The following is a 23,426-nucleotide window of genomic DNA, read 5'->3' on the forward strand; positions in this document are numbered from 1 at the left end:
AGAAGATCCCTTCGCTGCCCGACAATCGGCGTGCCTTGGCGGACAAGACCGCGACAGCGGCCCCGGCCGATACTCGATCACCACAAGGATCCACACGATCCGCCGGTCGAGGAGGAGCTAGGGATGGCCACACGCCTGTTCATCGACGGACAGTGGACCGCGGCGGGCGGCGACGCCATCGCGACCCTCGACCCGGCCACCGGCAAGGTGCTCGAAGAGGTGGGCACGGCGTCGCGGGCCGACGTCGACGCCGCCGTGGCCGCCGCGCGCCGGGCGCTGACCGCGCCCGAGTGGGCCGGGCTGCCGCCGGTCCAGCGGGCCGCGCTGCTGTTCCGCCTCGCCGATCTCGTCGAAGCGCACCACGAGGAGCTGGCGGCGCTCGAAACCCGCGACCAGGGCCAGCCGATCGGGATCTCCCGTCAGGTGAGCGTGACCGGGACGGCCGAGCACCTGCGCTACTTCGCCGGGTGGGTCACCAAGATCCAGGGCACCACCAACCCGGTGTCGTTCCCGGACACCCTGCACTACACCCGGCGCGAGCCGGTCGGGGTCAACGCGCTGATCACGCCGTGGAACTTCCCGCTGATGATCCTGGCCTGGAAGCTCGCGCCCGCACTGGCCACCGGCAACACCGTGGTGATCAAGCCGAGCGAGGTCACGCCGCTGACCAGCATCCGCCTGGTCGAACTCGCCCACGAAGCCGGCTTCCCGCGTGGGGTGGTCAACCTGGTCACCGGCGACGGCACGGTCGGCGCGATGCTGTCCGCGCACCCGGACGTCGATCACCTCTCCTACACCGGCTCGACCGCGGTCGGGAAGCTCATCACCGCCGCGAGCGCGGAGTCGAACCTCAAACGCCTCACGCTCGAACTCGGCGGGAAGGCACCGAGCATCATCGCGCGCGACGCCGACATCGACGCGGCGGTCGCGGGCAACCTGGCCGGGTCGACGCTGAACTCCGGGCAGGTCTGCGCCGCGTACACGCGGTTCTACGTCGATCGCAAGCGGGAGCAGGAGTTCGTCGGGAAGCTCGCCGAGGGGCTGTCCGGGCTGCGGCTCGGGCCGGGGCTCGACGAGTCCAGCCAGCTGGGCCCGCTGGTCTCGGCCAAGCACCGCGAGCACGTCGACTTCCTCGTCTCGACCGGCCGCGAGCAGGGCGCCGAGCTGGTCACCGGCGGGCAGCCCGTCGACCGCGACGGCTACTTCTACGCGCCGACGCTGTTCTCCGGCGTCGGCGACGACATGACGATCATGCGGGAGGAGATCTTCGGCCCGGTCCTCGCCGTGACGCCCTACGACGACGAGGACGAGCTGCTCGCCCGCGCGAACGACACGGAGTACGGGCTCGCCGCGACGGTGTGGACGCGGGACATCGGGACGGCGCAACGGTTCGCGGACGGGATCCGGGCCGGCGCGGTGTTCGTCAACATGCCGCCGATCCCGGACATGGCCGCGCCGTGGGGCGGATACAAGGCGTCGGGCTGGGGCCGGGAGATGGGGCCGTGGGCGCTGGACGCCTACACCGAGACGAAGTCCGTCTGGCTGCACTACGGACGGTGACCGGGCACCACCGGGCAGGATCGTATATTATTTCGGATATGTTGTCGTTCGCAGCAGCAGACCAGGCAGGAAGTCAGCCATGACCAGCGCGTCTCCCCTCTCCGTGCGACCCGGCAAGATCATCGCGCTGCACCTCAACTACCCGTCGCGGGCGGCGCAGCGCGGACGTGTCCCGGCCCAGCCGAGCTACTTCCTCAAACCGCCGACCTCCCTCGCCGTGAGCGGGGCCGCGCTGGAACGGCCGGCGGGCACCGAACTGCTCGGGTTCGAGGGCGAGATCGCGCTGGTCATCGGCACGCGGGCGCGCCGGGTCAGCCCCGAGGACGGCTGGTCACACGTCTCCGGCGTCACCGCCGCGAACGACTTCGGCGTCTACGACCTCCGCTACGCCGACAAGGGCTCCAACCTGCGCTCGAAGGGCGGCGACGGCTTCACCCCGCTCGGCCCGGCCGTGCTCCCCGCCGGGGACGTCGATCCCGCCGCGCTGCGCGTGCGCACCTGGGTCAACGACGAACTCGTCCAGTCCGACACCACCGCCGAGCTGTTGTTCGGCTTCGGGCGGCTGGTCGCCGACCTCTCCCAGCTGCTCACCCTCGAACCCGGCGACGTCGTGCTCACCGGCACCCCCGCGGGCGCCTCGGTGGTGCGGCCGGGCGACGTGGTGGAGGTCGAGGTGGACGCCGCCGACGGGAACGGGCCGTCCACCGGGCGGCTGGTGACCCCGATCGTCGCCGGGACCGTCCCTTTCGGACCGTACGGCGCACTGCCCCGTGTGGACAGTCAACAGCGCGCGGACGCTTACGGGACAAGCGAACCCGAGTTCGTCCTCACCGAAGAACTGCGGGAACGAATCGCGAGCGTCGGTGTCGCGACACTGTCGGCGCAGCTGCGCAAACGCGGGTACGACAACGTGTCCATCGACGGGCTCACCTCGACGAGGCCGGGCACGCGGCTGATCGGCCGCGCGCGGACGCTGCGGTACATCCCGCACCGGGAGGACCTCTTCCGCGAGCACGGAAACGGGTACAACGCCCAGAAACGCGCGATCGACGCGCTCGGGCCCGGTGACGTCCTGGTGATGGAGGCCCGCGGCGAGCGCGGCACCGGCACCGTCGGTGACATCCTCGCGCTGCGCGCGCAGGTGAAGGGCGCGGCGGGGATCGTCACCGACGGCGGGGTCCGCGACGTCGCCGCGGTCGCCGCGCTCGCCATCCCGACCTACCACGCCGGCGCGCACCCCGCCGTGCTCGGCAGGCGGCACGTGCCGTGGGACGTCGACGTGACCGTCGCCTGCGGTGGCGCCTCGGTCCAGCCGGGCGACGTGCTCGTCGGGGACGCCGACGGGCTGCTCGTCATCCCGCCCTCGCTCGTCGAAGAGGTGGTGGCCGGAGCGATCGAGCAGGAACGGCAGGAGACCTTCATCGCCGAGCAGGTGGCCGCGGGAGAGCGCGTCGAGGGGCTCTACCCGATGAACGAGGGCTGGAAGGCGAGGTATGCCGCATGGCAGCCGAAGGCATGAACTCGCACGCGATGAGCAAGTCGCAGATCGCCTACCAGTGGATCAAGGCCCGGATCCACGACGGCACCTTCTCCCCCGGCTACCGGCTCGTCCTCGGCCAGATCGCCCAGGAACTCGGCGTCAGCGTGGTCCCGGTCCGCGAGGCGATCCGGCTGCTGGAGGCCGAAGGGCTGGTGACCTTCGAGCGCAACATCGGCGCGCAGGTCGCGATGGTGGACGAAACCGACTACCAGCACACGATGCAGACCCTCGCGCTCGTCGAGGGTTACGCCGCCGCGCTCGCCTCGGAGGTGTCACCGCCGGAAGTGCTCGAAAAGGCGAAAGCGCTCAACGCCGAGCTGGCGGACTGCCTCGACCACTTCGAGCCCAACCGGTTCACCGCGCTCAACCGCGAGTTCCACGCCGTGCTGTTCGGCCCCTGTCCCAACCCGCAGGTGCTGGACCTGGTCACCCGCGGCTGGAACCGGCTCAACGGGCTGCGCACCTCGACGTTCAGCTTCGTGCCCGGCCGCGCCAAGGAATCGGTGGCCGAGCACGAAAACATCCTCGGCCTGCTCGGACGCGGCGCGCCCGCGCACGAGGTCGAACAGGCCGTGCGCGAACACCGGCTGGCGACCCTGCGCGCCTTCCAGGCGTACCAGGCCCAACGCCACTCGTAGCACTGTGCCGATAGATACCAAACCGACCGAAAGTAAGTGGTTCCCGCAGGTCCGTCTTTGCCGGCTTACTTTCCGTCTCATTGGTAAGAGACCCAGGAGGAATCCATGCGCTTCCGCGCAGACCCCCAGTCGATCAGGGGCTCGATCGCGCCGCTGATGACGCCGTTCACCGCCGAAGGCGCCGTCGACCACGACGGCCTGAAGAACCTCGTGCGGTGGCAGCTGGCGGCGGGCTCGCACGGCATCTCGATCGGCGGCTCCACCGGCGAGCCCGGCGCGCAGACGATCGCCGAGCGCGCCGAGGCGATCCGCACCGTCGCGGCCGAGGTCGGCGACCGGGTGCCGCTCGTGCCCGGTACCGGGTCGGCGAAGCTCGACGAGACGCTCGAACTCACCGCCGCCGCGGCCGAAGCCGGCGCCGACGCCGCGCTCGTCATCACCCCGTACTACGCCCGTCCCACGCAGGAAGCGCTTTACACCTGGTACCGCACGGTGGCGCGGGAGTTCCCCGACCTGCCGATCGTGGCCTACAACGTGCCGAGCCGGACCGCGGTCGACATCGCCCCGGAAACCGTCGCCCGGCTGTTCCGCGAACTCGACAACTTCGTCGGCGTCAAAGAGACCACAAAGGACTTCGAGCACTTCTCCCGCGTGCTGCACCTGTGCGGGAAGGACCTGCTGGTGTGGTCCGGGATCGAGCTGCTCTGCCTGCCGTTGCTGGCACTCGGCGGCGCCGGGTTCGTCAGCGCCACCGCCAACATCGCCCCGGCCGCCTGCGCGAAGATGTACCAGGCGTGGCAGGACGGCGACCTCGACCTCGCCAGGGAAATCCACTATGGACTCCACCCGCTGGTCGATCTCCTTTTCGTGGAAACGAATCCCGCGCCGGGCAAGTGGGTGCTCGCCCAGCGCGGGCTGATCGGGTCCGGGTACGTCCGGCCGCCGCTGATCACGCCGACCGACGCGGGCGTCGCCCGGATCAAGGACCTGATGAGCCAGGGCGAGGCCTACCTCAGCCCGGTCGACGGCTTCACCGTGGAAGGAAAATAGGCATGGCGAAGCACCACGTCCCGGAGAACCTGCCCTCCCGGATCCAGCACTACATCGGCGGCGAGTTCGTCGACAGCGTGTCCGGCAAGACGTTCGACGTGCTCGACCCGGTGTCCAACGAGCCCTACGTGACCGCCGCCGCGGGCCAGGCCGAGGACGTCGACCGCGCCGTGGCCGCCGCGCGAAAGGCGTTCACCGACGGGCCGTGGCCCGGGATGCTGCCGCGGGCCAGGGCCAGGGTGCTGAACCGGATCGCCGACGCCGTCGAGGCGGCCGACGCCCGGCTGGCCGAGCTGGAGACCTTCGACACCGGCCTGCCCATCACCCAGGCGCTCGGCCAGGCCCAGCGCGCCGCCGAGAACTTCCGGTTCTTCGCCGACCTGATCGTGGCGCAGGCCGACGACACCTACCGCGTGCCGGGGCGGCAGGTGAACTACGTGCACCGCAAGCCGGTCGGCGTCGCCGGGCTGATCACGCCGTGGAACACGCCGTTCATGCTGGAGAGCTGGAAGCTCGCCCCGGCCATCGCCGCCGGGTGCACGGTGGTGCTCAAGCCCGCCGAGTTCACCCCGCTCTCGGCGAGCCTGTGGGCCGGGATCTTCCGCGAGGCAGGGCTGCCCGACGGCGTGTTCAACCTCGTCAACGGCTTCGGCGAGGAAGCGGGTGACGCGCTGGTCAAGCACCCCGACGTCCCGCTGATCTCGTTCACCGGCGAGTCCACGACCGGGCAGACGATCTTCCGCAACTGCGCGGCCGGGCTCAAGGGCATGTCGATGGAACTGGGCGGGAAGTCCCCGGCCATCGTGTTCGCCGACGCCGACCTCGACGCGGCGATCGACTCGACGCTGTTCGGCGTGTTCTCGCTCAACGGCGAGCGCTGCACCGCGGGCAGCCGCATCCTCGTCGAGCGCCCGGTCTACGAGGAGTTCTGTGCGCGGTACGCGGAACGAGCGCGGAACATCGTGGTCGGCGATCCGCACGACCCGGCCACCGAGGTCGGCGCGCTGGTGCACCCGGAGCACTACGCGAAGGTGATGAGCTACGTCGAGCTGGGCAGGTCCGAGGGGCGGCTGCTCGCCGGCGGCGGCCGTCCGTCCGGTTTGGACACCGGGAACTACGTGGCGCCGACGGTGTTCGCCGACGTGCCCGCCGACGCGCGGATCTTCCAGGAGGAGATCTTCGGCCCGGTCGTCGCGATCACCCCGTTCGACACCGAGCAGGAAGCGCTTTCCCTTGCCAACGGCGTCAAGTACGGGCTCGCCGCCTACCTGTGGACGGCCGACCTGAACCGGGCACACACCTTCGCCCAGTCGGTGGAGGCGGGCATGGTCTGGCTCAACTCGCACAACGTGCGCGACCTGCGCACGCCGTTCGGCGGCGTCAAGGCCTCCGGCCTCGGGCACGAGGGCGGCTACCGTTCGATCGACTTCTACACCCATCAGCAGGCGATCCACGTGACGCTCGGCGCGGTGCACACCGCGCGCTTCGGAGCGGTCCAGAAAGGACAGTCATGACCGCGACACCGCCGGACGTGCTCCGCTGCGCCTACGCCGAGTTCGTCGTCAGCGACCTCGCCGCGTCGCGCGAGTTCTACGTCGACGTCCTCGGCCTGGTCGTGACGCACGAGGACGACGAGGCGATCTACCTGCGCGCGTTCGAGGAGTACCTGCACCACTCCCTGGTGCTGCGCAAGGGAGACACGCCCGCCCTCGCCGTGCTCGCCTACCGGGTGCGCACCCCAGGGGACCTGGATCTCGCCGAGGCGTACTACCGCGAGCTCGGCGTCCGCGTCGAACGTCGCCCGGCCGGCGCGACCCGCGGGATCGGCGAGGCGGTCCGGATCCTGGACCCGCTGGGCTTCCCGGTGGAGTTCTTCCACGAGGCCGAACACGTCGAGCGGTTCACCCAGCGCTACGACGTGCACGGCGCGGGCGCGCTGTCCCGGTTGGACCATTTCAACGTCTGCACCCCGGACGTCCCGGCCGCGCGGAAGTACTACGAAGGTCTCGGGTTCCGGGTGTCGGAGGACATCCAGGACGACGAGGGCACCGTCTACGCCGCCTGGATGTTCCGCAAGCCGACCGTGCACGACGTCGCGCTGACCGGCGGCGACGGGCCGCGCCTGCACCACATCGCCTTCGCCGGCCACGAACGGCACCAGATCCTGCACATCTGCGATCACCTCGGCGCCGTGCGCAGGTCCGACATGATCGAGCGCGGCCCCGGACGCCACGGGGTGTCGAACGCGTTCTACCTCTACCTGCGGGACCCGGACGGGCACCGCATCGAGATCTACACGCACGACTACTACACCGGCGACCCGGACAACCCGGTGATCACCTGGGACGTACACGACAACCAGCGACGTGACTGGTGGGGCAACCCGGTGGTCCCGAGCTGGTACGCCGAGGCCTCACCCGTGCTGGACCTCGACGGCGCGGTCCAGCCCCTGGTCGTCCGTTCCGACGCGCGGGAAGCCGACGTGACGATCGGCGCGGACGGGTTCTCCTACACCGCCGAGCAGCAGGGTTTCAAACTGGGCCAACAGGTCTGAACACACCGGCCCAGTGACGACCGGGTCGTGAACGACACCTGCGCGGGGGCGTAACTCGCGTGATTGAGCACGTAATTCGCGTGCTGGGAGACGGCCCGCCTCCGATCACGTGAGTTACGCCCCTGATCACGCGAGTTACGTCATACGGGCACGGCCTCGATCAGGCTCATTCCCGACGGCAGCGGGGTGACCAGCTCGACGGCGAGCCCGGCCCTGGCACACAACCGCTCGAACTCGGCGCGGGTGCGTTCCTTCCCGCCGTAGACCGTCAGCATGTGCAGGTCGCTCAGCTCCGGGTCCCGGGGCGCGCCGGGCGCCGCCCGCTCCGGCAGGATCCGTTCGACGACGAGCAGCCTGCCGTGCGCGGGCATCGCGGCGTGGCAGGTGCGCAGGATCGTGCCGGCGTCGTCGTCGGGCCAGTCGTGCAGGATCCACTTGAGCAGGTAGACGTCGGCCCCGGCGGGCACCTCGCGCAGAAAGTCGCCGTCGGCGCGGTCGAACACCCGCCCACGCAAGCGCGGATACCGTCGTGAGAGCACCGCGAGCAACGTACCGTCCCCGCCACCGACGTCCACGGCCGTGCGGTACCGGCCGAAATCGTGGTACTCCCCGACCTCCTCGGCGATCGTGGTGGTGTGCCCGCCCATGAACCGGTCGTAGCGTTCCCGCCATTCCGGATCTCCGTCCAGGTACTCGAAAATCGACTTCCCGAAGGTCTCGTAAAAGCCACCGCGCCCGGAACGCGCCCCGGCCTCCAGCGCGCTCCAGGCCCGCTCGGTCACCGGGTCCGTCGAGGTCAGGACGAGGTCGTACAGCGGGCCGCCCGCTCCCAGCGCGGCACCGGTTTCGGTGAGGGTGAACACCTCAGGCTCGTCCTCGGCGCACAGGCCGAGGTCGGTGAACCCGCGCAGGAGGCGGATCATCCGGTCCGGCGCCATGTCGCCCGCGCGGGCGAGCGCGCCGAGGGTGTTCTCCCCCGCGCCGATCAGGTCTGCGATCCCGAGCCTGGTGAAAACCCCGGCGAGGTGCGCCGCCTTGGCGCCGCGCAGCCACCCGCGCACGGTTTCGGCGGCGGTCACCGCGCTTCCGCCTCGACGAGGGAAAGCCCGGTACCGGGCACGTCGACGACCGTCGTGACGGCGAGCCCGGCGCGGGCGCAGAGTGTCTCGAACTCACTCCGGGTGCGTTCCCTCCCGCCGACCACGACCAGCATGTGCAGATCCATCAGGTACGGGTCGAAGGGCCGCTCGTCCGCGCACGCCAGCTCCGGCAGCACCGGGTCGGCGATCAGCACCCGCCCGTCCTGGCGCATCGCGGCCCGGCAGTGGCCGAGGACGACGGCCGCCTGGTCGTCGTCCCAGTTGTGCAGCACGCTCTTGATCACGTACAGGTCGGCCTCGGGCACGTTTTCGCGGAAGTCGCCCGTCACGACCGTGGTCCGGTCCGAAACCCCGGCCCGGTCCAGGATCCGCGCCGATTCGGCGGTGGCCGCTTCGAGGTCGAACACCACTCCGCGAGCCTCGGGCGCGCCGCGCAGGATCGCGGCGAGCAGGGTGCCGTCGCCGCCGCCGAGGTCCACGATCGTGGCGTACCGGCCGAAGTCGTAGACGCCGGACACCGCTTCGGCGAAGTCGTGGGTGCCCTGGCTCATGGCCGCGTTGAAGTTTGCCGACTGCTCCGGTTCACCCGCGAAGTATTCGAAGGCGGGGCACCCGAAGACGTCCTCGAACGCGGGACGCCCGGTGCGGAGACTGTCCCGCAGGCGCCGCCACGGGCGTTCGGTGACCGGCGCGGTGGACAGCTTCGCGAGGGCGAGCAGTGATCGCGGATCGTCCTTGCGCAGCAAGGAACCGGCCTCGGTGAGCGCGTACACCCCCGGCTCCCGTTCGACACAGTAGCCGAGACCGGCGAACGCCCGCAGGAGCCGGGTCATCCGGTCCGCGGGCAGGTCGTGTGCGCGGGCGATCTCCGCGACCCGCCTTCCCTCCCCGATGGTGTCGGCCAGGCCGAGGTCCGCGGCGACCCCGATGACGTGGGTGCCCATCGCGCCGCCCAGCAGCCGCCGCAGCGTTGTCCGTGCATCCATCCCCACTCCCAAAGTTAGGCTAACCTAAATTCTGGGTGTTAAAGTCGGCTTCATGTCAACCGTGACCATCGGCGAGGCCGCCGCGCTGTACCGGCTCAGCCCCGCCACCCTCCGCTGGTGGGAGCGCCAGGGCCTGCTCGGCTCGCCGGGGCGCGAAGGCGGGCGGCGGTGTTACCGGGCGGAGGACCTGCGGCGCGTCGGCCTGGCCTACCTGTGCCGCGTCGCCGGCATGATGCCGCTCGACAAGGCCGCGATCGTCACCGCCGGGCACGCCGGCCTGGCCACCTGGCAGGCGACGGTCCGCGAGGAGATCGACCGCCTCCAGGAGCGGATCACCCGGCTGGGCGCCGCCCGCGACTATCTGGCGCACCTGCTCTCGTGCGTGGACGACGACGTCGTCACCTGCCCCTACCTCGACCACGAGCTGACCACGCACACCCCGCGCGGCCGGGTCCCCGAGCCGGACATCCTCGCCGCCGCCCGCGCGGCCACCCGTGACGAAAGCACCCCTGCCGGTGACGAAACCCGATGCCCCGGCTGTCACGGATCACTCCCCCGGGCCACACGCGGCCGCCCCCGGAGGTACTGCTCGCACGCCTGCCGCCAGCGCGCTTACCGTGCCCGGCACCGGGTCCGCTGAGAAAGCGGTCAACCCCTGGCCACCGATTCCGCCGCCTGCCGACGAACACGGCCGGCGTAACTCGCGTGCTCGAAGCCGTACCTCGCGTGATTACGGACGTAACTCGCGTGTTGGGGGGCGCGACTCGTGAGTTGCGTCCCTGATCACGTGAGTTACGCGGCTGAGCACGCGAGGTGCGGGGAGCCGTGACCGGCCGGGGCCCCACAGCCACGTCTCAGGGGCGGTCCAGTTCCCGGCTGGGCGACGTGCCGATCCGCCAGCGCAGCGTCGGCTCGCGGGCGGCGTCGGGCCGGCGGGGCCGGTCGTCGCGGCGAAGCAGCACGGAAAGCCGGTGCTGGGCGTAGGCGAGGTCGCTGCACGCGGCGGCGAAGTCGTGCGCGGCCGCGTAGGCCAGCGCCCGCCGGATGTGGTCGAGCGCCTCGGGTTCGGCGGCGGCGAGCAGTTCGGCCGCGGCCGCGGTGGTCTCGCGCAGGCCCGCGGTCATGGTCGCCGTTTCGGGCGTCCCCGGCGCCACCGTGAGTGCCGGGGTGAGGATGGTCAGCTCGGTGTGCAGCTGGTAGAGCACGCGCAGCTCGCCACCAGTCTTCTGCTCGGAGGTGTTCACCGTTGCGTCCTCTTCCTCGGTCCGTCGCATGTTACCGGCCGGTTGGGAGACGACGATCACACGGCCCCATGACGCCGTCCACGTGGGTTTGTCGCCACCGGACGGCGTTCGCGCGGCGTTCCCTCCACATCGGACGCCCGGAACACCGGTCATCCGTTCACCCGGACGGTTACCGCACACGCTTTCGGCGGCGCGACAGGCATTAATTGCGTAGTACCGCCGCGACCGTTTTAGGACCGATTTCCCCCTTTCGTGCGATTCGCCGATCGGGTCCCGACCTTGGTCGGTAGCGGCGGACTTTTCGGCGCGAACAGGGTGATCCCCGTCGTGTTTCTTCCACCCTGGCACGAACTGGAGATCCCATGACATCCCGGAAAACCCTCGCCGCGTTCGCCGTCCTGTCGACCGCGGCACTGACCACCGGCGTCTGCGCGCAGCAGGCCTCCGCCGGGCCGCTGGCCTTCGCCCAGCTTCAGGAGGCGTCGATCACCCAGGCCACTCAGGTCACCGACGCGCTGGGCACGGCCTCGGGCGGGTTCTACCTCGACAACGGGAAAGCGGTCGTCACCGTCCTCGACGACGCCGCCGCGAAGACCGTGCGGGACTCGGGGCTCACCGCGAAGAAGGTCGCCCACAGCTTCGCCGCGCTGACCGGCGCCAAGAACGCCCTCGACGGGATCGGCGCCGCGCCGCAGACCGCGTGGGGCATCGACACCAGCACGAACCAGGTGGTGGTGACCGTCTTCGGCGCCGCGTCCCCGGCCACCGCGAAGAAGGTCACCGAGGCCGCGGGCAGGCTCGGCGACAGCGTCCGGGTCGAACACGAGGCGGGCAGGCTCGAACTGCACATCGCCGACGGCGACGCCATCCGGAACAGCACGAACCGCTGTTCCCTCGGCTTCAACGTCAAGCGCGGCGGCCAGCCCTACCTGCTCACCGCCGGGCACTGCACCAACCTCGGCGGCACCTGGTCCGGCGGCGACGTCACCGGCGCGAGAATCGTCGAGAGCGACTGCCCCGGCGCCGACTCCGGCCTGCTGACCCGGCCGAACGGTACCGGACCCGGCCGGATCAACACCGGGCAGGCGATCACCCGCGCGGCCGCGCCGCGGGTCGGCGAGCGGATCCAGAAGCAGGGTTCGACCACCGGGGGCGGCGGTGGCACCGTCAAGTCGGTCGACCAGACGGTGAACTTCGACGTCGGCGTCCTGCGGCACGAATTCGGCACCAGCGCGCACACGGACCACGGGGACTCCGGCGGCCCCGCCTACGACGGCTCGACCGGCCTCGGCACGCTGTCCGGTGGCAACTCGACCACCAGCTACTTCTACCCGCTGACCCTGGAACTCCAGTCCTACGGCCTCACCCTGGCCTGACCGACCGTCCGTGAATGCCACATTGAGGGACTCAGAGTCCCTCAATGTGGCATTGACGGAGCGTCCCCGGCCTCAAGGCACGACCGTCCGGGCGACGCGGAAGCCGACGTCGTCGATCCGCAGGGTCGGATGGCTCCGGCGCCGCACCGAGGCCCGGCAGCTCCAGCGCTCGTCGAACCATCCGCCGCCGCGCAGCACCCGGTAGCCGCCGTAGACCTCGGCGTCGTAGACGTCCCAGCACCATTCCCAGACGTTGCCGAGCAGGTCGTGGAAGCCCCACGCGTTGGGCCGCCGGCCGCCGACGTCGTGCACGCGCTCCCCGGAATTCCCGCGATGCCAGGCGATCTCGTCGAGCTCGCCGTACCGCGCGCCGGTCGTGCCCGCGCGGCACGCGAACTCCCATTCCGCCTCGGTCGGCAGCCGGTACCCATCCGCGTCCGCGTCCCACGCGGCGTCTTCGGCATCGACGCGATAGACCGGCGTGAACCCCGCGCGTGCGGACGCGGCGTTGCAGAACCGGACCGCGTCGAGCCAGGAAACACCTTCGACCGGCCGCGCGTCGCCCCGGCCCGCGCTCGGCCGCGACCCGGTGACCTCGGCGTACCACGCCTGGGTGACCGGGACCGCGGCGAGCAGGCACGGTCCCACCTCGACCGTCCAGTCCCGGCGCGTACGCCGATCCGACAGCGTCACCTCGCCCCGCGGGAGGGAAATCAGCTCGGCACCCGTGCGCACGTCCATGATCAGCCACTTTACCGGCCACCGGAAACCCTTTCTCCGGCAACGAAAACAGCCTTTCCCGGGCATTACGGGCCGCTCGCGGCGGATCACCCGAACGAACGCTTAGCATTGCTAAGTAACTGTGCTAGCCTGGCGTCAGACGGCCGTTCAGTCCCCCGCTTCGCCCACACATGGTGGAGGTTTCGTTGACCAGCCAGATTTCGGAGCTGTCGTCTTTCCCGATGGAACGCGCGCACGGCTGCCCCTTCGATCCGCCGCCGGAACTGCGGCGCAGGCAACAGGAAGAACCCGTTTCCCGGATCCGGCTCTGGGACGACAGCACCGCGTGGCTCGTCACGGGCTACGAGGACCAGCGCGCACTGCTCGGCGATTCCCGCATCAGCGCGGATCCCCGCCACGACGGATATCCGCACCAGACGCCGGGAAGCCGGGCGCGGCGCGCGGTGTCCCGGACGTTCATCAGCATGGACAATCCCGAGCACGACGTCCTGCGGCGCATGCTCACCGGGAACTTCGTGGTCAAGCGGGTCGAGGCGCTGCGGCCGAGGATCCAGCAGATCGTCGACGAGCTGATCGACGAAATGCTCGCCGGGCCGAAGCCGGCCGACCTCGTGCGGGCGTTCGCGCTCCCGGTGCCCTCGCTGGTGATCTGCGAGCTGCTCGGTGTCCCGTACTCCGATCACGCCTTCTTCCAGCGGCTGTCCCGCGCGCTGATCTCGCGGGACAGCACTCCCGAAGCGGCGGTCGAAGCCACCCGCGAACTGCACGAATACTTCATGAAACTGGTGCGGGACAAGCGGAACGACCCTGGCGACGGCGTCCTCGACCGGCTGGTGGCCGGTCAGGTCGCCGACGGCGCGCTGACCATGCGGCAGGCCGCCGACATGGCGATCCTGCTGCTCGTGGCCGGGCACGAGACGACCGCGAACATGATCGCGCTGGGCACCCTGGCACTGCTGCGCAATCCCGCGCAGCTCGCCGAAATCCGCCAGACCGGGGACAAGGCGCTCATCGCCAACGCGGTCGAAGAACTGTTGCGGTACCTGAATATCACGCACAGCGGACGCCGCCGGGTCGCGCTGGAGGACATCGAAATCGGCGGCACGACGATCAAGGCGGGTGACGGCGTCGTGCTCGCCAACGACATCGGCAACCGCGACGAGCGGGCGTTCCCCGGCAATCCCGACGAGCTCGACATCCACCGCAAGGCACGGCATCACGTCGCGTTCGGCTACGGAATCCACCAGTGCCTCGGGCAGCCACTGGCCCGCGCCGAGCTCCAGGTCGTCTACGGCACGCTCTACCGCCGGGTGCCGACGCTGCGGCCGGCGGTGCCGTTCGAGGAGATCCGGTTCAAGCACGACATGCTCGTCTACGGCGTGCACGAGCTGCCGGTCACCTGGTAGCCCGAGGGGAGGGAGAACACCGTGAAGGTCATTGTCGACAAGGACAGGTGCATCGCGTCCGGGCAGTGCGTGCTGGCCGCGGCGGAGGTCTTCGACCAGGACGACGACGGGATCGTCGAGGTACTGCTGGAAAACCCGGCCGCGGCGCACTACGAGGACGTCCGCCAGGCCGCGGCGATCTGCCCGGCCGCGGTGATCCGGCTGGAAGAACCGTGACCGGTCTCCGGCACGTGGCGGTGGCCGGCGCCTCGGCCGCCGGCCTCGCCGCCGCCGATGCCCTGCGCCGCGAGGGCTTCGACGGGCGGCTCACCCTGATCGGCGCCGAGGACGCGCTCCCCTACGACCGGCCACCGCTGTCGAAACAGATCCTTTCCGGACAGTGGGAGCCCGAGCGCGTGCTGCTGCGCTCGCCCGAAGCCCTCGAAGCGCTCCAGGCGGATTTCGTGCTGGGCACCGCCGCGACCGCGCTGGACGTCGGGGCGCGGAAACTCACCCTCTCCGACGGGAGCGTGCTGGGCTACGACGGGCTGGTGATCGCCACCGGCGTGCGGCCCCGCGCACTGCCCGCGGGGGACGAGCTGGCCGGGGTGTGCGTGCTGCGCACCCTGGACGACGCGCTCGCGCTACGAGAACGCCTCCGGGCCGGACCGGCCCTGGTCGTGGTGGGCGCGGGCTTCCTCGGCGCCGAAGCCGCCGCGGTGGCACGCGGGCTCGGTCTCGACGTCACCCTGGTCGACCCGCTCGCCACGCCGATGGTCCGCCAGCTCGGCCCCCGGGTCGGCGCGGTGGTCGCCCGGCTGCACGAGGACCACGGTGTGCGCCTGCGGCTGAACACCGGCGTCGCGTCGCTGCGCGGCTCCGGCGGCCGGGTCACCGGCGTCCTGCTCACCGACGGGTCCACTGTGGACGCCGACCTCGTGCTCGTGGCGGTCGGCTCCGTCCCGGCCACCGAATGGCTCGTCACGAGCGGGCTGGCGCTCACCGACGGCGTGGACTGCGACGCGTACTGCCGGGCCGCGGACGGGGTGGTCGCGGCGGGCGACGTCGCGAGCTGGCCCCATCCGCGGCTGGGCCGCCGGATCCGGGTCGAGCACCGCACGAACGCGGGCGAACAGGGTATGGCGGCGGCGAAGACGTTGCTGGGCAAGGGAGAACCCTTCGCGCCGGTGCCCTACTTCTGGAGCGACCAGTACGACGCGAAGATCCACGTCCACGGCACGGTTCCGCCGGACGCGGACCTCCGGATCGTCGACGGCGATCCCGGCGACGGGCGGTTCACCGCCCTCTACGGCTCCGGCGGCCGGAGCACCGGGGCGCTGGGCTGGAACATGCCGAAACAGGGCCGTCTGCTCCGGCGCCACGTTGTCGAGGGGACGGCATGGGCGACCGCGGGCGTCACAGGGTGACCACGACCTTTCCGTGGACGTGGCGTCCGGCCTGCAACGCCACGGCGTCCTGGATCTTCCCGACCGGGAAGCTCGCCGCGATCGGCACGGTGAGCTCACCGGCGAGGATCGCTTCGGTGATCCGGTCCATGGCCCCCGGTTCCGCGTCGAAGCCGCCGGTCGCGCGCACCCCCGCGGGCGGCGCGGGCCGCGCGGCGATGGCGGAGATCCGGCCGGGCGCCACGCCGAGCGCGAGCGCGGCCTCCGCGGTCTCGGTGCCGAACAGGTCCGTCGCGGCGCTCACCCCGCCGGGCGCCAGCGCCCGCACCCGGTCCGCGAGTCCCGGGCCGTAGGTGACGGGCTCGGCGCCCAGCCCGCGCAGGAACTCGAACGTGCCCTCCGACGCGGTGCCGAGCACCCGAGCACCGGCGAGTTTCGCGAGCTGGACGGCGAAGACGCCCACGCCACCGGCGGCACCGCCGATCAGGACGGTGTCGCCGGACCGGAGGTCGATCGCCGCCAGCGCGGCGGCCGCGCTCAGGCCGGCCACCGGGAGCGTGCTCGCCACCTCGTCACTGATGCCGTCCGGCGTGCGAAACAACGCGTCGGGCATCGCGGCCGGGGCCTTCAGCACCAGGTGATCGGCGACGGCCCTCGCCAGGGCGCCGCCGAAGACGCGATCGCCCACCGCGAAGCCCTCGACACCGGGCCCGGCCTCGTCGACGACACCGGCGAAGTCGTACCCGAACCCGGACGGCACGGTGATACCGAACCCCGACGCCGCCTCGGGGCTCGCGGCGATACCCCAGTCCATCGGGTTCAGCCCGGCGGCCGCCACCCGGACCCGGACCTCGCCGGGACCGGCGTGCGGCTCGGGCACGTCACGCAGCTCAAGGACCTCCGGGCCGCCGAACGTTGCGTAGACGACAGCTCGACTCATGGGAACCTCCACACGGTGATGAGACTTGGTCCCATCACCGTACACGAGTGACGGGACCAAGTGCCGTACACTGGCCGCATGGCCCGCTGGCAACCCCACGCACCGGAGCGACTCGCCGTCGCCGCGCTCGAACTCTTCGAGGAACGCGGCTACGAGAACACGACGGTCATCGAAATCGCGGAGCGCGCGGGCCTGACGAAGAGCACCTTCTTCCGGCACTTCCAGGACAAACGGGAAGTGCTCTTCGGCCGGGGCTCGATGACCGATCTGCTCGCCAAGGGGATCGCCGGCGCCCCCGCCGGGGCCGCCCCGCTCGAAGCGGTGGCCTGCGCGCTGGACCTGGTCGGACAGGAGGCTTTCACCCCCGAACGCCGTGAGTTCGCCGCCCGCAGGCGAACGGTGATCGCCGGACACCCGGAACTCCAGGAACGCGAGGCACTGAAAGGACTCGCCCTCGTCGCGTCGATGACCGACGCGCTCCGGCGACGAGGCGTCCCCGGCCTGACCGCGTGCGTGGCCACGGAACTGGGCGCGCTCGCCATGAAAATCGCCTACGAAGGCTGGAGCGGCACGACCGGCGGCGCGGATTTCGGTACCAGGGCACGGCAGGCACTCGGCGACATCCGCGCGGCCACCGCCCTGTGCTGAACCGGGTCACTTAGTCCTTTTAGGACAGTGCACGGCGAAAAGCCGAATGTTTGCACAGATTTTACCGGCGAGCCGGTTTACCGCGACTTTACCGGCGCCAAAACCCTTGTCACGGAACGAAACGAACCGTTCGACCCGCTCGAGCCGGAGGTGTCCCCGAGCCGGGCACGGGTAGCGTGATAGCGTCCGGCCGATGTGGACGGCCGGTGGGAAACCGACGGTGATCTCCAAAGAGGTGACCGATCCGCGGCATCCGTGCCCAGACGCCACGACCCGCTCCAGATCCCGCACCCGGCTGTGGCGCTGGCTGGTCGTCGTGCTCGGCGCGCTCTCCGCGGGCTGCGCGATCGCCTCCCCGCTGATGCCGGTGGTGCAGGACACCGCCGAGATCACCTGGCCGGCCGGCGGCGACACCCGTCCGGTGAACGCGCCGCTCACCGGCTACTGGGCGCAGGACCTGCGCGCCGACCTGCCGTGCCCGGCGATCCAGTCGGTCAACACGCGCCTGCCGGGCGGCGGGTACCTGTTCTCCACCGTCCCCGGCGCGCGCACCGGGGACGGTGCCGGAGTGTTCCTGCGGGTGGAGAAGGGCGTGCTCACCGCGTTCAACCGCGGCCAGCAGGTCGCCCGGCAGCCGCTGCCCGCGACCGGCTGCGATGTCCGGTTCTCGTCCACGGCCACGCACACCACCCTGACCGTCGCCGGCACCCCGGTCTACGACGCGGGTGACGACGTGCGCCCGCGCGTCGTCGGGATCTACACCGACATCGCCTCGGCGAGCGACCCGACCGCCGGGCTGAAGGTGTCGATCACCCCGGACACCCGCTACCAGTCCTCCCCCACCGGCCTGAAGATCGGGGTCGGCGTGGCCGGGGTGCTGGCGCTGATCGGCTGCCTGATCGCGGTGAACCGGCTCGACCGCGGCGGTGCCCGGCGGGCGCCCCGCTGGGCACCGGTCGGCTGGTGGAAGCTCACCAAACGCGATTTCACGGTGTTCGGGGTACTCGGCGCCTGGGTGTTCATCGGGCCGGTGACCTCCGACGACGGCTACATCCTGACCATGGCCAGAGTGGCCGGGCAGGTCGGCTATCTGACCAACTACCACCGGTGGTTCGGCGTCGCCGAGGCCCCGTTCGGCTGGAACGACCACATCTACGAGCTGATGGCGACGGTCTCCACGGTGCCGCCGTGGATCCGGCTGCCCTCGTTCCTCATCGGCGCCCTCTGCTGGCTGCTGATCAGCCGCGAGGTCATGCCGCGGCTGGGCACCCAGGTCCGGCACAGCCCGGCGGCGAGCTGGGCCGCGGCGATGGTGTTCCTGGTCTGGTGGCTGCCGTTCAACAACGGGGTGCGCCCCGAGCCGTGGGCCGCCCTCGGCTCGCTGCTCGCGTTGTGCGCGGTCGAACGGACCCTCGTCACGCGGCGCCTGCTCCCGCTGTGTCTCGGCCTGCTGGCCGCCGCGTTCGCCCTCGCCGCGACACCGACCGCGCTGATCGCCGTGGCGCCGTTCCTGGTCGCCGCGCGGCCGCTGTTCCAGATGTTGCGCGCCAAGGCACGGGAAGCGGGCTGGGCGCCGATCCTCGCGCCGATCGCGGCGACCGGGTTCATCGTGCTCGTCGTCGTGTTCGCCGACCAGACCTTCGCCACGGTGGCCGAGGCGACCCGGCTGCGCGGCAACGTCGGCCCCAGCGAGCCCTGGTACAACGAGCTTTCGCGGTACCAGCTGCTGTTCGCCGACAACGCCGACGGATCGATGATCCGGCGGTTCCCGGTGCTGCTGCTCGTGTTGTGCACCGGGACCTGCCTGGTCGTGCTGCTGCGCCGCGGCCGGATCCAGGGTGCCGCGCTCGGCCCCGCCCGGCGGCTGATCGGCACCACGGCGTTGTTCTTCCTGCTGCTGGCGCTGACCCCGACCAAGTGGACGCACCATTTCGGCGCGTTCGCGGCGGTGGGTTCGGCGATGGCCGCGCTCACCGCGCTCGCCACGAGTTCGGCGGTGCTGCGGTCGAGGCGCAACCGGGCCGCGTTCACCGCCGGCCTGCTGGTGGTGGCCGCGCTCGCGGTGACCGGGCCCAACGCGTACTGGTTCGTGTCGGGTATCGGCGTGCCGTGGTTCGACAAGGCACCGTCCTTCCACGGCTACCACCTCTCGACGCTCCTGCTGCTCGCGGCGGCCGTCGTGGCGGTGATCGCGTTCGTGGAGAACGTGCGGATGCAGCGGCCGGGGCCGCTGCCGCCCCCGACGCCGGAACGGCGGTTGCGCGCGCTGAAACTCGGTTCCCTCTCGCTCGTCGTGGTCTGCGGCGTGGTCGTGGTGTTCGAGTTCGCCAGCATGGGCAAGGCGATCCAGAAACAGTGGAACAGCTACAGTCTCGGCGCGGCGAACGTGCAGCACGTGTTCACCGGCAGCGGCAACCTCTCCGATCACGTGATGGTCGAGAAGGACCCGGTTTCGAGCCTGCTCAAGCCCGTCCCGGCGCCGACCGCGCCGAGCGGGCAGCGGCAGGCCACCCCGGGGCTGCCGCCCGCCGACCAGGACAACGGCACCACCTCGGCCGGGTTCCACACCACCACGAAATCCGGCGACGACCCGCTGGACAGCCCGCCACACGGGTTCACCACCAGCACCGTGCCGATGTGGAGCAGCCACGGCTCGGACGAGCGGACCGGCCGCCTGCGCACCGACTGGTACCAGCTGCCGGCCGGCCGGGCGAACTCGCAGCTCGCGGTCGCGGTGGCGGCCAAGTCCGGCAAGGCCGAAGGTGTCTGGCTCGAATTCGGCACACCGTCCCCCGAGGGGACCAAGATCGTCAAGTCCCATCAGGTACTCGCCCCCGGTGCCGGCACCGAATCGGGCACCGACAAGTCGGTCACCGGCAAGTGGGCCGACGAGCGGGTCGAGCTCGGCGACCTGCCGAAGGACGCCACGCTGGTCCGCGTGGTCGCGAAGGACGACGACGTGACCTCGGACGGCTGGGTGGCGGTGACCGCGCCGCGCATCCCCACGTTCACCACGCTGACCCAGCGGGTCGGCGACGCGCCGGTGTACATGGACTGGCCCGCGGCGTTCGTGTACCCGCGCATGAACCCCGTGGTGTCCCACGACGGGATCTCCGAGGTGCCGGCGTACCGGATCACCGCGGGTTCGCTGGCGTCGGAGGCGGGCTGGGCGAGCAGCGCCCACGGCGGTCCGCTCGGCTGGCTCGAGGAGGTCGCGGACCAGCCCGAAGTGCCGAGCTACCTGCGCGGTGCCCCGGAGCAGTCGTGGGGTCAGCTGATGCGCGTCGAGCCCTACACCAAGGGTGTGGCGCCACACGTCAGGCGCGGCGAGAAGACCGAGTGGGGCTGGTGGTCGCCGGGTCCGGGCCCCCTGCAGCCGAACGGATCCACGCCCACGCGCTGACCGGCACGCCCACCCGCCGACGAACGACAGCCGACGCCCCTGGACCGACCGCGACGCACTGCCACCCTTTGCGTCCATGCCGTCGGCTGTCGGTCGGCAGGTGACTATTCGCGGGCTCGCGACGACAGTCGAACCGGGGCGGGCATCGTCGGTACTTCATCCGGCGATAGGACAGAAAGGACTTCGGTTGGTGCACTGGCCAGATCCTCGTCGGCTCGTTCCCGCCTGACCCGGGCGATGATGGCCGCCGGCGACCGGTCGTGCGGCTCGTCCCGTCTCCAAGCCCGCGCCTGACTCACCGTCAGCGCTCCCAGCCCCAGTAGCAGGAGAATCCCGCTGACAACGACGACATACCACCCAACCGGATTCACCGCTCCGATGTGGGCGAACGCAAGGCATGGCGGCCCGCGTCGACAACCGGCGGGGAATTGGCCTCCTGGTCCTCGGCGTGGGTTTCGAGAAGTTCCGCCAGCCCTGCGAGCAACCCGGCGTACTCGCGTTGCTCAGCTGGGGTCATCCGCCCGATCAGCAGGGCATTGCCGATATTCTCGACGTTGACCGTGACTGCTTTGAGTGCTTTGACCAGCTCAATCGTTTCGCGTTTCATGGCTTGCTCCGGTCGCTTTCCCGAAGTTGTCACGGGCGGTCGTGTCGGCGGGAACCGGCCCGTGTCCGGTGGCACAGCATGGGCCTCGACCTGAGGTCGGGGTACCTGACCTGCATGATCGTGTGCTTGACTGTGCGAAGTCGAGGAATCACCGACGGTTGTGAAGAACTGTCAAGGAGCGATCAATGCCAGGAGACGTGGCACTCGGTGCGGTGCTACGGGACTTCCGGCACACCCGGAAACTGACGCTGGCCGCTGTAGCCCGTCGCGCGGGTTGCGGCGAGTCCCAACTGTCGTACGTGGAGTCGGGCAATCGTCGGCTCCACCACTGGCTAGCCGAGAAACTGGACATCATCTACGACACCGGCGGCATCATCACCAGCCTGCTGGCGGTCGGTGACGATCGGCCGTATGCCCCGTCGGCACAGCGGGTACCCGATGACTCTGTACTGCTCGTGCAGGTGCCCGGCGGAGGTGATCAGGTGCCGATCTCACGACGTGAGCTATTGGGAAGCCTCGGCATCGGCATCCCGACGAGCCCAACTCTGATGCGACTGGAGCAATTCCTCGGGGCAGTACGGCCGAACCGAGACACGCTGGGAGCGCTCGCCGAGGCGCTGGACCACTACCAGACGGCGGCACGTGTCTTGCCGCCATCTCGCCTGATTGACGCGCTGACGACCCAGGTCGCCGTGCTCGAAAGCCTCCGCCGCAGAGCCGGATCGCTCCTGCGCACGAATTACCTGGCCCTTCAGGCCCGGTATGCCGAATCGCTGAGTTGGCTGAGCGAAGAGGCCGGTCGCGCAGAAGAGGCGCTGTTCTGGACCGACAGGGCGACGCAGTGGGCCCAGAGCAGCGGCTGGACCGCCATGACCGCTTACATGTTCGTCCGCCGTTCGATGATGGCCGTCAGCTTCGCCGGCGACGGCCACCGCGCGGTAGACCACGCCCTCGCCGCATACGAGATGCCCGATGTGCCAAGACGTATCCAGGGTCTGGCGGCCAAGCAGATGGCATTCGGGTACGCCCTGTCCTGGGAGCCTGATGCCAGTGCCCGAGCGCTCGACCAGGCGATGACCCTGCTCGACGAATCGGGAGAAGAGGGCAGCGAACTTGGCCAGCGCAGCGTGGTCAGCGAGGACCTGTACGTCATCTTCCGTACCACCTGCGATATCTACCTCAGCAGAGGTGAAGCCGCCATTGGCGTACTGGAACCACGTCTGGCAACGCTGTCGAGCGCCTCGGCCCGCACAGCAACCATTACCCGCGCGAAGCTGGTACGTGCCTACGCCAACATCGGTCAGCCGCATGAAGCCGCTCGGCTTGCCCGGCAAGCCATTGACGACAGCACTACTTTGCAATCGTTGTCAGCCCGCAGTGAACTGAACCGCGCCGTGCCAGTTCTCCGACGCTGGCGCAAGCGCGCCGAGATAGCCGATGTCCTCCAGCGGTTGCAAGGCGACGCACCTACGAACGCTTGAGACGCCGAACCTCAAGCGCGGTTTCCATGACCGACCCATCCGCTTGGCGCTCCACCCAGTACGCACCGGCGTTCTTCCGGTCGCCGATCGCAGCCACCAGCTCCGTGCGCTCAAAATGCAGACCAGCTCCCGTGTCGGTTGCATAACCCGCTGGCAATTCCTGGTCTTTGACGAGCTGGTGAAGGTGCTCACGACGGTCGGCGTAATGCACAGCGTTGGCGTAGGGCAAGAACTTGAGTCCGTCGTGGACGGCTTGCAGAGGACCGAACGAATCCGTTGTACCACTGACGAACCAGCACAGCGAACCGGCCGATTCACCAGCCAGGACGACTCCGGCCTCCCAGCAGTCCCGCAACACCACGTCAAACCGGTGGGCGCGCCAGACCGCCAGCAGATTGACCAGGCTGCCACGATCCACCCAGATGACATCCTGACTGTGCAGATGCGCGGTGACATCTCCGACGTTGGGCTTGTCGTACAACTCCAGATGCGACAGCTCAACCGGCTGATCCGCGAACGCCGCCGCGAACCGGGCCAGCGTTTCGCCTTGATCACCGCCAGCCGTTGCCAGCAGGCAGAGCTTCGGCGTACCGGCCGGACGGGCGAGGTCGAAGGCGTATTCGAAGACGGGGCCGGGCTGCCACGGCTCGCGGGCACGGTTGAGCCCCATGGATGTCGCGAGGATGGTCGGCGCCTGCGCAGTCACGTGCTCATCGTGGCATGACGTGCCTGGCTCCACCGTGTGTTCCGCTCAGCCTCGACCGGAG

The 23,426-nt window shown here is 70.3% G+C and carries 21 protein-coding genes; 14 read left to right on the top strand and 7 right to left on the bottom strand.

Features of this window, described 5'->3' with window-relative positions:
• The first annotated feature begins 123 nt into the window (after positions 1-123).
• The 6 genes from ABD987_RS01320 (at position 124) to hpaD (ending at position 7,342) form a co-directional block, all read left to right on the top strand.
• Complete coding sequence (locus tag ABD987_RS01320) at positions 124-1,560, top strand: aldehyde dehydrogenase family protein (protein WP_345385901.1); 1,437 nt, start codon at positions 124-126, stop codon at positions 1,558-1,560.
• A 79-nt stretch (positions 1,561-1,639) separates the two neighbouring features.
• Positions 1,640-3,079, top strand: a complete 1,440-nt coding sequence (locus ABD987_RS01325; RefSeq protein WP_345385903.1) for a fumarylacetoacetate hydrolase family protein — start codon at positions 1,640-1,642, stop codon at positions 3,077-3,079.
• Positions 3,061-3,738 carry a GntR family transcriptional regulator gene (locus ABD987_RS01330; RefSeq protein WP_345385905.1) on the top strand — a complete coding sequence of 226 codons (678 nt, stop codon included), beginning with the start codon at positions 3,061-3,063 and terminating at the stop codon, positions 3,736-3,738. The genes ABD987_RS01325 and ABD987_RS01330 overlap by 19 nt, the downstream gene beginning before the upstream one ends.
• 105 nt (positions 3,739-3,843) lie before the next feature.
• Positions 3,844-4,788: a 4-hydroxy-tetrahydrodipicolinate synthase gene (dapA, locus tag ABD987_RS01335; RefSeq protein ID WP_345385907.1), complete on the top strand. Its 945-nt coding sequence runs from the start codon at positions 3,844-3,846 to the stop codon at positions 4,786-4,788.
• Between the two features lie 2 nt (positions 4,789-4,790).
• Entirely contained in the window at positions 4,791-6,302 is a 1,512-nt protein-coding gene (hpaE, locus tag ABD987_RS01340; RefSeq protein WP_345385909.1) for a 5-carboxymethyl-2-hydroxymuconate semialdehyde dehydrogenase, read from the top strand.
• A complete protein-coding gene (gene hpaD, locus ABD987_RS01345; protein ID WP_345385911.1) occupies positions 6,299-7,342 on the top strand; it encodes a 3,4-dihydroxyphenylacetate 2,3-dioxygenase in 1,044 nt (347 codons plus the stop codon). The genes hpaE and hpaD overlap by 4 nt, the downstream gene beginning before the upstream one ends.
• 140 nt (positions 7,343-7,482) lie before the next feature.
• Here hpaD and ABD987_RS01350 read toward each other — a convergent pair whose 3' ends face one another.
• Both ABD987_RS01350 and ABD987_RS01355 read right to left on the bottom strand, forming a co-directional pair.
• Complete coding sequence (locus ABD987_RS01350; RefSeq protein ID WP_345385913.1) at positions 7,483-8,421, bottom strand: methyltransferase; 939 nt, start codon at positions 8,419-8,421, stop codon at positions 7,483-7,485.
• Positions 8,418-9,428, bottom strand: a complete 1,011-nt coding sequence (locus ABD987_RS01355) for a methyltransferase (RefSeq protein ID WP_345385915.1) — start codon at positions 9,426-9,428, stop codon at positions 8,418-8,420. Before ABD987_RS01355 ends, ABD987_RS01350 begins: the two co-directional genes overlap by 4 nt.
• Before the next feature lie 52 nt (positions 9,429-9,480).
• Here ABD987_RS01355 and ABD987_RS01360 point away from each other — a divergent pair, with 52 nt between their 5' ends.
• Positions 9,481-10,068 (top strand): MerR family DNA-binding transcriptional regulator, encoded by a 588-nt coding sequence (locus ABD987_RS01360; protein WP_345385917.1) that lies wholly within the window; start codon positions 9,481-9,483, stop codon positions 10,066-10,068.
• A 214-nt stretch (positions 10,069-10,282) separates the two neighbouring features.
• Here ABD987_RS01360 and ABD987_RS01365 read toward each other — a convergent pair whose 3' ends face one another.
• Positions 10,283-10,672, bottom strand: coding sequence for a hypothetical protein (locus ABD987_RS01365; protein WP_345385919.1), 390 nt, complete (start codon positions 10,670-10,672; stop codon positions 10,283-10,285).
• A gap of 362 nt (positions 10,673-11,034) precedes the next feature.
• Here ABD987_RS01365 and ABD987_RS01370 point away from each other — a divergent pair, with 362 nt between their 5' ends.
• Positions 11,035-12,048, top strand: a complete 1,014-nt coding sequence (locus tag ABD987_RS01370) for a S1 family peptidase (RefSeq protein WP_345385921.1) — start codon at positions 11,035-11,037, stop codon at positions 12,046-12,048.
• A 72-nt stretch (positions 12,049-12,120) separates the two neighbouring features.
• Here ABD987_RS01370 and ABD987_RS01375 read toward each other — a convergent pair whose 3' ends face one another.
• Positions 12,121-12,789, bottom strand: coding sequence for a formylglycine-generating enzyme family protein (locus ABD987_RS01375; RefSeq protein ID WP_345385923.1), 669 nt, complete (start codon positions 12,787-12,789; stop codon positions 12,121-12,123).
• 170 nt (positions 12,790-12,959) lie between these two features.
• Between ABD987_RS01375 and ABD987_RS01380 the strand changes: the two genes are divergently transcribed.
• The 3 genes from ABD987_RS01380 to ABD987_RS01390 are packed head-to-tail and all read left to right on the top strand — an operon-like array spanning position 12,960 to position 15,601.
• The gene (locus ABD987_RS01380; protein WP_345385925.1) at positions 12,960-14,195 is read left to right on the top strand and encodes a cytochrome P450; all 1,236 of its coding nucleotides are present in this window, start codon (positions 12,960-12,962) and stop codon (positions 14,193-14,195) included.
• Positions 14,196-14,216: 21 nt separating this feature from the next.
• Positions 14,217-14,411 (top strand): ferredoxin, encoded by a 195-nt coding sequence (locus tag ABD987_RS01385; RefSeq protein WP_345385927.1) that lies wholly within the window; start codon positions 14,217-14,219, stop codon positions 14,409-14,411.
• A complete protein-coding gene (locus tag ABD987_RS01390; RefSeq protein ID WP_345385929.1) occupies positions 14,408-15,601 on the top strand; it encodes an NAD(P)/FAD-dependent oxidoreductase in 1,194 nt (397 codons plus the stop codon). Before ABD987_RS01385 ends, ABD987_RS01390 begins: the two co-directional genes overlap by 4 nt.
• Here the strand turns inward: ABD987_RS01390 and ABD987_RS01395 are convergent.
• Positions 15,591-16,520 (bottom strand): NADP-dependent oxidoreductase, encoded by a 930-nt coding sequence (locus tag ABD987_RS01395; RefSeq protein WP_345385931.1) that lies wholly within the window; start codon positions 16,518-16,520, stop codon positions 15,591-15,593. The genes ABD987_RS01390 and ABD987_RS01395 overlap by 11 nt on opposite strands.
• A 78-nt stretch (positions 16,521-16,598) precedes the next feature.
• On the opposite strand from ABD987_RS01395, the gene ABD987_RS01400 reads away from it, so the two are divergent.
• Both ABD987_RS01400 and ABD987_RS01405 read left to right on the top strand, forming a co-directional pair.
• A complete protein-coding gene (locus ABD987_RS01400; protein ID WP_345385933.1) occupies positions 16,599-17,168 on the top strand; it encodes a TetR/AcrR family transcriptional regulator in 570 nt (189 codons plus the stop codon).
• 193 nt (positions 17,169-17,361) lie between these two features.
• Positions 17,362-20,571 carry an arabinosyltransferase domain-containing protein gene (locus ABD987_RS01405; protein WP_378213971.1) on the top strand — a complete coding sequence of 1,070 codons (3,210 nt, stop codon included), beginning with the start codon at positions 17,362-17,364 and terminating at the stop codon, positions 20,569-20,571.
• Positions 20,572-20,938: 367 nt separating this feature from the next.
• Here ABD987_RS01405 and ABD987_RS01410 read toward each other — a convergent pair whose 3' ends face one another.
• Positions 20,939-21,178: a hypothetical protein gene (locus ABD987_RS01410; protein ID WP_345385935.1), complete on the bottom strand. Its 240-nt coding sequence runs from the start codon at positions 21,176-21,178 to the stop codon at positions 20,939-20,941.
• 185 nt (positions 21,179-21,363) lie between these two features.
• Between ABD987_RS01410 and ABD987_RS01415 the strand changes: the two genes are divergently transcribed.
• The gene (locus ABD987_RS01415; RefSeq protein ID WP_345385937.1) at positions 21,364-22,659 is read left to right on the top strand and encodes a helix-turn-helix domain-containing protein; all 1,296 of its coding nucleotides are present in this window, start codon (positions 21,364-21,366) and stop codon (positions 22,657-22,659) included.
• On the opposite strand, the gene ABD987_RS01420 is transcribed toward ABD987_RS01415, so the two are convergent.
• Positions 22,646-23,365: a Type 1 glutamine amidotransferase-like domain-containing protein gene (locus tag ABD987_RS01420; protein ID WP_345385939.1), complete on the bottom strand. Its 720-nt coding sequence runs from the start codon at positions 23,363-23,365 to the stop codon at positions 22,646-22,648. The two genes, ABD987_RS01415 and ABD987_RS01420, sit on opposite strands and share 14 nt — an antisense overlap.
• Positions 23,366-23,426: the final 61 nt, after the last annotated feature.

Origin of the sequence: Amycolatopsis samaneae (assembly GCF_039541975.1) — a bacterium.
GTDB lineage: Bacteria > Actinomycetota > Actinomycetes > Mycobacteriales > Pseudonocardiaceae > Amycolatopsis > Amycolatopsis samaneae.

Bases quoted from the DNA above. Each gene is read 5' to 3' on its own strand.
- hpaE (WP_345385909.1), top strand. From the start codon at position 4,791: ATGGCGAAGCACCACGTCCCGGAGAACCTGCCCTCCCGGATCCAGCAC.
- hpaD (WP_345385911.1), top strand. From the start codon at position 6,299: ATGACCGCGACACCGCCGGACGTGCTCCGCTGCGCCTACGCCGAGTTC.
- ABD987_RS01325 (WP_345385903.1), top strand. From the start codon at position 1,640: ATGACCAGCGCGTCTCCCCTCTCCGTGCGACCCGGCAAGATCATCGCG.
- ABD987_RS01395 (WP_345385931.1), bottom strand. From the start codon at position 16,520: ATGAGTCGAGCTGTCGTCTACGCAACGTTCGGCGGCCCGGAGGTCCTT.
- ABD987_RS01405 (WP_378213971.1), top strand. From the start codon at position 17,362: ATGTGGACGGCCGGTGGGAAACCGACGGTGATCTCCAAAGAGGTGACC.
- ABD987_RS01375 (WP_345385923.1), bottom strand. From the start codon at position 12,789: ATGGACGTGCGCACGGGTGCCGAGCTGATTTCCCTCCCGCGGGGCGAG.
- ABD987_RS01410 (WP_345385935.1), bottom strand. From the start codon at position 21,178: ATGAAACGCGAAACGATTGAGCTGGTCAAAGCACTCAAAGCAGTCACG.
- ABD987_RS01355 (WP_345385915.1), bottom strand. From the start codon at position 9,428: ATGGATGCACGGACAACGCTGCGGCGGCTGCTGGGCGGCGCGATGGGC.
- ABD987_RS01380 (WP_345385925.1), top strand. From the start codon at position 12,960: ATGGTGGAGGTTTCGTTGACCAGCCAGATTTCGGAGCTGTCGTCTTTC.
- ABD987_RS01400 (WP_345385933.1), top strand. From the start codon at position 16,599: ATGGCCCGCTGGCAACCCCACGCACCGGAGCGACTCGCCGTCGCCGCG.
- ABD987_RS01320 (WP_345385901.1), top strand. From the start codon at position 124: ATGGCCACACGCCTGTTCATCGACGGACAGTGGACCGCGGCGGGCGGC.
- ABD987_RS01370 (WP_345385921.1), top strand. From the start codon at position 11,035: ATGACATCCCGGAAAACCCTCGCCGCGTTCGCCGTCCTGTCGACCGCG.
- ABD987_RS01330 (WP_345385905.1), top strand. From the start codon at position 3,061: ATGGCAGCCGAAGGCATGAACTCGCACGCGATGAGCAAGTCGCAGATC.
- ABD987_RS01360 (WP_345385917.1), top strand. From the start codon at position 9,481: ATGTCAACCGTGACCATCGGCGAGGCCGCCGCGCTGTACCGGCTCAGC.
- dapA (WP_345385907.1), top strand. From the start codon at position 3,844: ATGCGCTTCCGCGCAGACCCCCAGTCGATCAGGGGCTCGATCGCGCCG.
- ABD987_RS01415 (WP_345385937.1), top strand. From the start codon at position 21,364: ATGCCAGGAGACGTGGCACTCGGTGCGGTGCTACGGGACTTCCGGCAC.